Annotated in this window: 7 protein-coding genes; 6 read left to right on the forward strand and 1 reads right to left on the reverse strand. The window is 48.5% G+C overall.

The features are described 5' to 3' along the window. From ACE04G_RS16060 to ACE04G_RS16080, 5 genes are all read left to right on the forward strand, one after another. A complete protein-coding gene (locus ACE04G_RS16060) occupies positions 1 to 2232 on the forward strand; it encodes a glycoside hydrolase family 88/105 protein (protein WP_449004554.1) in 2232 nt (743 codons plus the stop codon). An 87-nt stretch (positions 2233 to 2319) separates the two neighbouring features. Beyond that, positions 2320 to 4614 (forward strand): AraC family transcriptional regulator, encoded by a 2295-nt coding sequence (locus ACE04G_RS16065; RefSeq protein ID WP_449004555.1) that lies wholly within the window; start codon positions 2320 to 2322, stop codon positions 4612 to 4614. 31 nt (positions 4615 to 4645) lie between these two features. After that, positions 4646 to 6703 (forward strand): glycoside hydrolase family 65, encoded by a 2058-nt coding sequence (locus tag ACE04G_RS16070; RefSeq protein ID WP_339185399.1) that lies wholly within the window; start codon positions 4646 to 4648, stop codon positions 6701 to 6703. Positions 6704 to 6770: 67 nt separating this feature from the next. Then, positions 6771 to 7916, forward strand: a complete 1146-nt coding sequence (locus ACE04G_RS16075) for a glycoside hydrolase family 88/105 protein (protein ID WP_449004556.1) — start codon at positions 6771 to 6773, stop codon at positions 7914 to 7916. Then, positions 7913 to 10450 carry a glycosyl hydrolase family 95 catalytic domain-containing protein gene (locus ACE04G_RS16080; protein ID WP_449004557.1) on the forward strand — a complete coding sequence of 846 codons (2538 nt, stop codon included), beginning with the start codon at positions 7913 to 7915 and terminating at the stop codon, positions 10448 to 10450. The genes ACE04G_RS16075 and ACE04G_RS16080 overlap by 4 nt, the downstream gene beginning before the upstream one ends. A gap of 121 nt (positions 10451 to 10571) precedes the next feature. Here the strand turns inward: ACE04G_RS16080 and ACE04G_RS16085 are convergent, their stop codons facing one another. Continuing rightward, the gene (locus tag ACE04G_RS16085) at positions 10572 to 11357 is read right to left on the reverse strand and encodes a DUF817 domain-containing protein (RefSeq protein ID WP_221819403.1); all 786 of its coding nucleotides are present in this window, start codon (positions 11355 to 11357) and stop codon (positions 10572 to 10574) included. Between the two features lie 267 nt (positions 11358 to 11624). Here ACE04G_RS16085 and ACE04G_RS16090 point away from each other — a divergent pair, with 267 nt between their 5' ends. Then, positions 11625 to 11969 (forward strand): YojF family protein, encoded by a 345-nt coding sequence (locus tag ACE04G_RS16090; RefSeq protein WP_017688572.1) that lies wholly within the window; start codon positions 11625 to 11627, stop codon positions 11967 to 11969. Position 11970: the final 1 nt, after the last annotated feature.

Genomic DNA, 11970 nt, shown 5'->3' on the forward strand with positions numbered 1-11970 from the left:
ATGAGCAGAGCTGTGTATTTTGAACCGGAGGAGAGCATGGCTTATCACAGTGGTGAAGACGTTATGCACGCCCTGATGAGCATTGCGGGAAGATATATTGGAGCCAATCCTCCGCATCCCCCGGTCTACAGAGTGAGTAGGCCAGGACTTGTGCGCAAGTCCAATGATCACCGCTATGATTTTCCATTGGAGGATCTATTCCCCGACATGCAGAGAGGACAACAGGTCTATGCATGGGCCAAACTGTGGAGTGACAGTGATCAGGAATTTATTTTTCATATCACCTGCTTCGGACCTGTTAGGCTATATCATAATGGTGTGCTGATCTACGGTTCTGCACCTGAAGAGGAATATCCAGCTATACCTGTTCTGAAACTGAAATGTGGAATGGTCAGAGGCTGGAATCATTTCGTTCTTGAATTCAAATTAGGGGAAAAGGGGGTAGGTGGCCAGTTTGGCACTGGCTCCCGGAAGAACAAACCACTCCACTTCATTGTGCCTTCGCTCGAACGAGATGGGGAAGAAGGCTGGCTCTACAGCGAGCCGTTGGATTTTCCGTTGTCGGAAATTCCTTCTGGCCCCATGCGAGAGAAGGCCACTGGCGTTAACTGGTTGCCACGGGAGGAAGCCCCCGAGAAGGCATCGCCTTATGGACAGTTGGCACGGATGTATGGACTGACCCGTGGCATGTCTGCGTATGCATGGACGAAGATAAGTGGTACGAAATGTGGCAAGGAGACTGTGCTAATCTCTGGTGAGGCTTACAGCCCGATTGAATTCTCGGTGGAGGGTAAGGTGGTATTCCACCAAGAGCAGGCCGGACGCTTTTGCTTGGAACTGCCATTGTCTGCTGCCGCGCAAGATCTGACAGCGAACTGTGTATGTGGAGACCGGGATTGGGGATTCCGTATGGATGCAACTACAGATGAGATGTTGACACCCGCACTGGATGTGAAAGGGCACAGAGGCAAGTGGCTGTACCTGGGTTCTTTTCAAGCGGAACAGGAGATTGATCTGGCTTCCTGCCAGAAGATGAAGCGGACTGCTCGTAGCGGAACAGGTGAAGACGTATACTGGCGAACAGAGTTGCCAGACGGAGAGGTACGTCCATTTCTGGAAAATGAATGGTTCGGCCGATGGAACTATCCCCTAGGCGTCACATTATACGGATTGCTTCAGCTCGGCAAAGCAGGTCAGCGATCGGATATTCGAGATTACGTGCTGAATCACATTGAATTTGCCTCTTCACGTTTCAGCTACTCCTTATGGGACAGAGAGCGTTATGGTGCAGCTGGGCTGAATAATCAGCTCTCCCATATCGACAGCCTGGACGACTGTGGATCTTTCGGCGCCACCATGCTGTTTGCCGATCGGGAACGCAAGTTGGACGGCGTTTCAGAGACGGCAGCTCATATCGCTGACTATATTTTGCATCAACAGTCCCGTCTGGAAGATGGCACTTTATACCGCAAGATTGGTGTCTCCAGATCAATGGATAACACGATGTGGTGTGATGATCTGTATATGAGCATCCCGTTCCTGTGTAGATACGCCGAATGGTCGGGTGACGATAAGCTGCTGGATGAAGCGGCAAGACAGGTTCTTTTGTATAAAAAGTATCTGTATATTCCAGAGCGTCAAATCATGTCCCATGTATTCGATGTGGAGCGAGGTGAGCCAACACGGACCCCGTGGGGTCGGGGCAACGGCTGGGTGTTGTTCTCTATATCGGAGCTGCTGACGGCCCTTCCTCAAGAGCATCCATCCTATACAGTTCTCATTCAGTTCTACAGGGAATTGTGTGAAGGGTACTTGGCATTGCAGGGCAGAAACGGACTGTGGCATCAGGTATTAACGGACCCGGAGTCGTATGAGGAAACATCCTGTACCTCCATGTTCATCTATGCGTATGCCCGAGGGGTGCGAAAGGGCTGGCTTTTGGATCCGAAACCCTATGCACAAGCGGCGTATCAAGGGTGGAAGGGGATTTCGGAGCGCACAATTGATAAAAGAGGCAATGTATACAGTGTATGTCGTGGCTCCAGCTACTCCTTCACGAATCACTATTACAAGCATGAACTGGGTTGGAATCTGAATGATACCCATGGGATCGGCATTGTACTTCTTGCTGGGCTTGAAACTATTTCCATGCAAGAATGGCAGATAAACACGCCGGTTTTCGCTATGGAAAGGGTTGGAACACCGGAGAAATTGGAGAAATCATCTTTTTAGAGGGAGAAAATAGGCTGTTGGACCGGGTCGTATTGGGCATATGGGAACGGTATAATATCGGTATATTGCATATGAGGTGGGATAATTGTGACCCTTTCCTTCTTAAAGTGGCTAAAATTCAATGTCACCAATACCCAGACCCGGCTGCTGCTGATTCTGACTGTTGTTGTCTTCATGATTATTATTGCGGTGGGGATGACGACGTATTATTCTTCCAAATCGGTGTTACAGCAGGAATTAAGTGAGCCGCAACACCAGATGCTGCGTATCAGCATGAATGATATTGATGAAGTGATCCGGGAAAGTGATCAGATTGCAGTGAAAATTGCACTGAACAGTAATGTATACCGATTTCTCACCAATGAAGTACAGGGATCATACCGCAATATTACGGAACTGGTACAATTTCTGGAAACCTTAATCAGTAGTACGTCCTTTATTAAGAGCGCTTACATTTTTGATATGAATCGAGAGAGCATTGTTTCCTTCCCACAAGGCTACAGCTCCAGCAAGGTTAATTTCCCGGATTCGGATTGGGTTAGCGTTGCCGATGAACTTGAAGAGCGTCCCATGCTGGTCAAACAACGTGAGATTTCCACATCTTCTGGTGCGTCCATGCCGCAAATTACACTTTACCGAAAAATAATGATCGCTGGCGAGTTGAAAGGGATTATCGCAGTTAATTTCAAGACAGAGAAGATGTTCGAGCACATGCTGCTCTCATCCGTCTCCGACCTTGACAGCCATCGGTTCATCCTCGACACCAACAACCAGCCTTTATATGATCTCGGCAATTATGCCGTCGGAGAGGAAGCGGTCAGTCATGTACTCACCCAATTGGATGGTGAAAAGCTTGGTGAGTTTAAACATGAAGGTAAGCTTTTACTGGCTTCACAGACCATTTCACCGTACACCGGATGGCGTTATCTGTCCGTGATATCACAAGACAGTCTCCTGGCTAATGCACAGAAGATCCGCAATATTGTTTTTATCGTATCTTTGTTGGCTCTTGTAGCAGGAGCGGTTACGATCACAGTTTACAATGCAGCTGCTTTTAGACCGGTAAGACGCATGAGACAACTGCTCAGCGGATACGACCAGGAGAGAATCCATCCGGAGCAGATTGATCTGGAGAAAATAACGGGTCAACTGCTAACGGATCATGCTCAGCAGGCCATCAATCTCAGGCAGACCCTTCCGGAAGCTTCATCCAAATTTCTGACGGATATCTATAACGGACATATGACAGGAAGTCGGGAAATTAGCGAGAAATGGTGCCGTTATTTCAAGGATTGGAGCGATGAGCCACTCTCTATTGCCATGTTGTCGATTGACAATTATAAGGCCTGGTGTGAGCGCTTTAGGAAGTCAGATCACTCCCTGCTGAAATTTGCCATTGGTAATATCATAGCTGAACTGTTGTCTGGACAATGGCGAGTGTTATCAGCCGATCTGGGCAGAGACCGGATGCTCGTGATGCTGCAACCGCTTCATTCTGGCGGTAGCAAGAGCATAACGACAGCAATAAGAGAGACCATTGGCATGATTCCTCGTTTACTCAAGTTTCAGGTGTCGAGCGGCGTAAGCGGGGGGCACGACGGATTCATGCGACTTCAGCGAGCCATGCATGAGGCGGAGAGTGCGCTGGATTACAGATTCTACCAGGGGTATGAACGAGTTATTTCATTTGACGAGATCTCGGGTCTGCAACCGACCGAGAACACATTGGAAGAACATGAATTCATGACTCAACTGGCGGAGACCGTCGAAGCAGGCAGGGGTGAAGAAGCCCTGAGGACTTTTGACAAGATAGTCGGTCGAATGACCCACGAGCAATGGCATCCTTCATCAGCGCTGGCCTTTCTTGAAGCTGTTGCAGCTACACTTGAACGAATTCGCCTGAAGCGCGAGACAGAAGGTTTCGGACTCGAAATGGTGGATATGCAGACCATGCATCTGGAGGCTGTCTGTGAAGTGCTGCGAAGCCAGATCGAAGGTTTGGCAGAATGGTTCGGTAGTCTTATGCTCAGCAAGGATTTCATACTGTGTCAACAGATGATTGCATTTATGAACAACCACCTGGAAGACCCGGTAAGCATTCAGGAGATTGCCGAGCATGCCGGGATCGGAAGCAGTTTGGCAAGCCAGTTGTTCAAGCAGGAAATAGGTGATACCATCCACGGATATTTCACTAAGCTTCGGATGGAACGTGCCTGTGAACTATTGCTGGATACGGATTATAGAATTTCCGAGATCGCAACGATGGTGGGTTATCAGCATGAGAACAGCTTTATTCGTGTGTATCGAAAATACAAAGACATTACACCGGGCAAGTACAGGGAGATAATGCGAAGCCGCAGGGGTGTACTACGGGAATCTTGACCCATAGAATGACAAGGAGGCAGAGCCATTGATGGATCGACAATCGGTCGTCACCAGGAATCATCCGGTATTAACGCAGATTGAGCCGAGATCGCCTTTATCTGTAGGTAATGGAGAATTTGCATTCAGTGCTGATTTTACGGGACTACAGACATATCCAGATCTGTATGAAATACCTCTTGGTACCCAATCCAACTGGGGTTGGCATTATACGGGCGGTCATCATGTATTCGGAGATGAGGATATTGTCTATCAGGCATTTGAGACATATGGCCGCAAAGTGCCATACCCCATGAAGCCCGAAGACAAGGAAGAAGCCTATCACTGGCTTAGGCAGAACCCGCATCGACTTCAGCTTGGACGCATTTCATTTCGTTTGCTAGGAGAAGATGGTCAGGAGACGGATGTCACCCATGTCGTCCCGGTACGTCAGGAATTGAATCTATGGACCGGAATTCTGCACAGTGAATTTACCGTGCAGGGGGAAGAAGTGCGTGTAGAGACAGCCTGTGACCCACGGCTCGATTGTATCGCCATTCGTGTACAATCCGAATTAATCCGTGAGCAGCGTCTGCAACTGTTTGTTGTATTTCCATCGCCCGATATGACACACCGGAGCTGGTCAAAATCAGTATTCCCCGACTGGAAGCAACATGACAGACATTCTACTGTGCTGACATCGGTCACTTCAACTTCCGCATCATTGAAACGTGTGCTGGATGAAGATGAGTATGCATTAGAATGGATCTGGGACGCAGGCCAACTGGAACAGACGGGAACTCATGAATTCACACTATCTCCCAAGGCCGTACCAGACTCGGACATTTGGTCGTGCAGTGTATCTTTTGCTGCACATAAGCCGGAAACCGTGCTAGCAAATACAGTGTTGCGATCAAGCTCGGTCCACTGGAATCATTTCTGGAATGATGGCGGAGTGATAGATTTTGAAGGCAGTTCAGATCCGCGTGCCGCTGAACTGGAGCGTAGAGTGGTCCTATCCCAGTTTCTGAGTGCGGTGCACAGTGGTGGGTCCATGCCACCACAAGAGACCGGATATATGTATAACAGCTGGTTCGGCAAAATGCATCTGGAGATGCATTGGTGGCATGCAGCGCATTTTCCGCTCTGGAATCGGACCGATCTGTTGTGCAAGAGTATGGACTGGTACCTGACCATCCTGCCAGAAGCACACGAACTGGCACGCTCTCAAGGTTATGTCGGTGCGCGATGGCCCAAAATGGTGGGTTATAACGGGCATCAGACTCCGTCGCCGGTAGCTCCAGGATTGATCTGGCAGCAACCACATCCCATGGCACTAGCTGAGATGTGTTATCTGTCCCGGCCTGACCCTGCCATGTTAACAAGGTATAAGGATATCGTATTTGAAGCGGCTGAATTTATGGTGTCCTATGCCCATTGGGATGGGAAAAGGCAAGCGTATGTGCTAGGTCCGCCGCTTATCCCTGCGCAGGAGAATCACGCGATGAACGATAGTTTGAATCCGCCCTATGAACTGGAGTACTGGAAATTCGGTTTGGAGATAGCCATCCTGTGGGCAGAGCGTTTGAATCATCCAGCCAATCCAGACTGGCGAAGAGTGGCTTCGCACATGGCTAAACCTCGACATGAGAACGGAGTTTATCTCGCACACGAGAATTGTCCGGACACTTACACCGTTAAAAACCATGATCATCCCTCGATGGTTGGAGCACTTGGACTATTGCCAGGTTCATTAATCGATCCGGAGATCATGAGAAATACGTTGCTCAAGGTCAAAGAATGCTGGGACTGGGAATCCGCCTGGGGTTGGGATTTTCCGATGTGCGCGATGACCGCAGCCAGATTGAATGAACCAGAGCTTGCAGTGGATTTCCTGATGATGGATGCCACGAAGAACACGTATATGCCTAATGGACACAACTATCAGAGAGCAGGGTTGTGGGCATATCTTCCCGGGAACGGTGGTCTCCTAACCGCTGTCGCCATGATGGCCGCCGGCTGGACAGGGGCAGGAGAACAAGCGAATCCGGGATTTCCACGGGATGGAAGCTGGACTGTGAAGTGGGAAGGCCTTCATCCATTGATGTAATCATCAGAACGTTAAACCCCGAATGAACGGTACAGATGGCATAATCCATCAGAAGGAGGATTTTGATATGGTTGGAACTTCGACAAAGGCAGTGACACAGGAACGCAGAATGTCTGTCAAAATAGCAGATACCTTGCTTTCCGAATGCCAGAATGGCAATCATCCCAAGATTGCAGGCAAATGGGGCTACGTTGGCGGGATGACGCTGATGGCATTGGAACGCGCCGCCGAATGGAATCAAGAATCTCGCTATGCGGAATTTGTCCAGCGTCACATGGATGACCTCATCGAGAATGACGGTACCATTCGGACCTATCGGTTGAATGATTACAACCTGGACATGATCAATGAAGGCAAAAATCTGTTCAGCCAGTGGAAGAGCTCAGGCAATGACAAATATGCTAAGGCAATTCAACACCTGGTTGACCAGCTTAAAGGACAGCCTCGGACAAGTGAAGGTGGATTCTGGCATAAGAAAATATATCCGTTTCAGATGTGGCTGGATGGTATTTATATGTCTTCACCCTTTCTGGCGGAATATGCGAGCACCTTCGATCATCCCGAGAGCTTCGATGAAGTGGCACGACAGATTTTGTTGATCGAGCGAAAGACCCGTAATCCGCGTAATGGCCTACTCCACCATGCCTGGGATGAGAGCAGGGAACAACGCTGGTGCGCTCAAGATACTGGTCGATCCGTTCATGTGTGGGGCCGGGCCATGGGATGGTATGCAATGGCCGTTGTGGATGCACTGGAGCACTTTCCCGTGGATCACCCACAGCGCGGACAGATTATGGGCATATTTGAACGAATGGCATACGCTATTGCTCATGTTCAGGATCATGATAGTGGACTCTGGCACCAAGTGATGGATCAGAACGGAAGAGCGGGCAATTATCTGGAAGCCTCTGCTTCCTGTATGCTGACCTATGCACTCGCGAAAGGCCTCCGGTTACATTATCTGGCTGAACTGGACCGTGAAGTCGTTGATCAGGCCTATGCAGGAATATTGAAGCGGTTAGTCACTGAAGATGAAAAAGGGGTGCATCTGCACCACATCTGTCATGGTGCCGGACTCGGTGGGAAGAAGTATCGAGACGGTTCTTATGAATATTACATCAGTGAACAGGTCGTTAGCGATGTGCAAATGGGCGTAGCCCCGTTCTTGCTAGCCAGTATTGAGATGGAGAGACTTGGGGCGGAAGAAGCGTGAACCAACACAAGGACCAGACAGACACTACAGGCATACGGCCGGACAGGAACAAGTTGTTGATGAAATATCCCTCTTCTTGGTGGCAAGGGATGTGGCGAGAAGCGCTACCTTCTGGAAACGGTAAACTTGGTGCTTCAGTGCAAGGCGGAATTCAGGCGGAAACTGTGCTCTTGCAGCACAGTGAATTATGGCATTGGGGGCGCAAAGATGAGCTGCCCGATGTCAGTCATACCTTATCAGAAACCCGTAAGTTAATGGATGAGGAACGATATTTAGAAGCAAGCTGGCATCTGACCCGTACACTGCAAGCAGAAGGTTACGCGTCCAGGCTGTCCTCCCGATATCCACTGGCTACCATGACGGTGGGCATGACGTGTAATAACGCTTTTCGCAAATATCGGCGGGAACTGGATATGGACACAGGGGAAGTTCTGGTGTGCTGGCAGGACGGAAGTCACAACTATACAAGAAGTCTGTTCGTCTCGCGTGCAGACGATTGTATTGTCTATGAGATCCGGACTCATAGAGGGAATGATGGAGCAAGTGCGCAGGGAACAGGTTCGGCTGAGCATTCATTGCTGTCGGGGACGATAGGTCTGCAATTCCCGCAGGGCGACCGGGTAAGAGAAGACGATGAGTTCAACGTACTAAAGTCGTCTATAACGATAAGAATCGATCGGGATCATAGTGGAGACTACCTGTGCTATGGCGGGCAAAATGACGATGGACAGGACTACGGAGCGGTGCTGCGACTGATCCAATTGAACGAAATCCCTGGTGCGAGTCATGATCAACAAAAGGAAAGCGAAACTAACGAAGACATGCTTAGCAGGCAACTTCATTTCCATACCTCTGGAAAAGTGCTTGTGCTTGTTAAAATGTTTGCTACGGGCAGACGAGCGCAGGAATGGACACGGTTGAAGCAGGAACTCGCATCGCTTGAGAGCGACTACAATACGTTGCTGGATCGGCATATCTCACTGCATCAACCGTTGATTCGGTCCGCTGAGCTAGATCTGGATGATAAAACGGATGACGGGCGCTGTAATGAAGACTTGCTTCTGGAATCCTATGAAGGTGAAGCACCTAAAGGGTTCGTGCGCAAAATGTGGGCCTATGGTCGATATCTATTTATCAGTGGAACCTCTGAACATAGCGGATTGCCATTTGGATTATACGGCTTGTGGGGTGGAGATTATCGCTTGATCTGGGGCCACAATATGGCGAATGAGAATGTACAAATGATGTATTGGCACACTGACGTAGGTGGTTTATCCAATCTGAATCGTTCGTTGTTCCGCTATTACAACGGATTAATAGATGACTTTCGGGACAATGCTCGTAAGTTATACGGCTGCCGAGGGATTTACATTCCCGCTGGAACAACACCGGGTATCGGCGTGCCTAACCAGATTGTTCCAGTAATCATGAATTGGACGGGAGCAGCAGGATGGATCGCCAGACATTATTATGCACATTATCAGTTCACTGGGAATAAGCAGTTTCTGCTGGAGGAAGCCTTGCCCTTCATGAAGGAGGCTCTTCAGTTCTATGAAGATTTTCTGGTGCTGGGTGAAGACGGAAAATACAAGATATACCCGTCTGTTTCGCCAGAGAATACACCTGAGAATTTTATGCCTAAGCATGGACAGCCACTGGCGCATCCTATGCCTACAGCCATTAATGCCACCATGGACATTGCTATTATTAAAGAACTGCTACAGCATGTCATTGCAGCCAGTCGACTAACTGGAGTGCATACGACTAAGATTCCGTGCTGGGAAGCCATGCTGGAGCATATGCCCGACTATCTAATTGATACGGAGGGAGCTGTGAAAGAATGGCTGCATCCTGCGTTTGAAGATCGACGTGATCATCGTCATCTTTCACACCTGTATCCTGTTTTTCCAGGACAGGAGCTCACCCATGAAGAACAGCCAGAACTGTTCCAAGCGTTCGAGACAGCAGTTGATCAGCGAAGGCTTGGTGCTCAGAGTGGTTGGTCCCTTGCACATATGTCATCCATATATGCTCGACTTGGCAATGGTGAGCGGGCGCTGGAAAGTCTCGATATTCTTGCGCGCTCCTGTGTTCTGAGTAATGGGTATACCTTGCATAATGACTGGCGCAATATGGGAATATGTATGTCCATGCCCGCAGCTCCGATTCAGCTGGATGCCAATATGGGCTGGGTTAATGCAGTACAGGAAATGCTGCTCTATGTGTCAGAACATCGCATCAAGCTGCTGCCGGCATTGCCAGAACGGTGGGTACGAGGTTCCATTCATGACTGGTGCATACCAGGAGGTAGAATGTCCTGTACATGGAATCGGAGCACGGGCTTCTTCCGGGCAGAACTTGTCGCGGACCGGCGGATCCATACGAAACTTCATATTCCTGAATGGGTGAAAGGAAGCGAGATGCTCAGCAGAAGTGCCTGTCTATGTGAACTGGATGAGAATGGCATCTATGAGCTTGAAATTGAAGCTGGAGGGAAACTGGTGCTGAAGCAGACAACAGTATTTGATGCTTAAGACGTATACAGAATTACCATTTAGGTGAGAAATGCATTAATACAGCAAAAAAACAGCGGCATTCGAAGACTTTAGGTACGAGTCTAAGATTGCTGCTGTTTTACGGTTAGAGAATGAATAATTAACTGGACTTTGAATCACCTGCGGTTCGATTGGCCTTTACATATTTGAGCTGCGCAACGATGATAACGCTGATGATGACCAGCAGGAACCACGAACTGATCTTACTAAAACTAACCAGTTGCCAGGCATCATGCTGATCAGGGTATTTCCAGGCATTGAAGAATGTAGCGATATTCTCAGCAGTCCAAATGAAGAAACCAACAATGATAAAAGCAAGCGATAAGGGCATTCGATAGGTCGTTGCTCGTACCCGGTAAATAATCCAGGTTTTCCAGAAGACAATGAATACAAGCGCCGTCAGCCACCAGCGAAAATCGGGCATAAAATGATGAGTGAAAAAGTTAATATAGATGGCTGCTCCGAGCAGCATCGAAGGTGCAAAACCAGGCCATCCGGTCATGTCCATTCGCAGTCTTCGCCACACCTGACACATAAAACTGGCTACACTTGCATACATGAATCCACTATAAAGAGGGACACCCAGGATTTTGGTGTATGCTGGCTCAGGGTAAGACCAAGATCCCATCCATACTTTATAAATCTCCAGCACCAGGCCAATAATGTGAAATACACAGATGACCTTGATTTCATCCCGGGTTTCCAAGCCGCTTCGATACATCAGGTACTGCACAGCAAGTAATACGAGCAGAATGGCATCATACCGATGAAGGAAAGGAATAGGAATTACACTGGACAGGGCCAGTGTTCCAAAGATCGCTACGGGAAATATGCAGCTCATGGCCTGATGATAGCCAAAATGAAGTAGTTGTATTAGAGATTTCAAGTCGAGTTAAACTCCTTTCCAAACATGTTGGAGCAAGATTCATTTAGAATTCAAGGTTCTTCATCACGGTCGTTTTTACCTACACTTCATAATATAGATATGATCCATGAATAAAAAGAGAAAAAACCACGCAAATCTGTTCTTGTTTTCAAACTGGAATCATCATGAGAGGGCTCTATGAGAGGTCGACAGGGTCACTCCATGTATATTCTCTTGTGGTTATGTTAAAATGAAATTCGTACAATTACATTAGACAAGGAGGCCGCTATGCAACCGATTAAACCTCAAGACATTCAGCTCCGGATCAATAATCTTGCTGATCAGGACTTATACGTACATCTAGAACTTACGTCAGGTGCTTACGCACAACACATGGACAGTACAAAACATCCAGCATCGGCATTCATTACCAATGCGGCCATACGATATACGCAGGGGTCCATTTCAGGTACAGGTCCATACCGTGTTGGTCTGAAAACAACGCAGGGATGGCTTTACGCCGAAGGACTTACACATATTGATGAGCAGGAACAAGAAAGACTGATTCTCGCCGGTCACGACAGCCAAGGTAAACTAGTTGTGGCGTTACAATTAAGCCGAGAGATGTTCTGAT

It is taken from the genome of Paenibacillus sp. AGC31 (genome assembly GCF_057334655.1).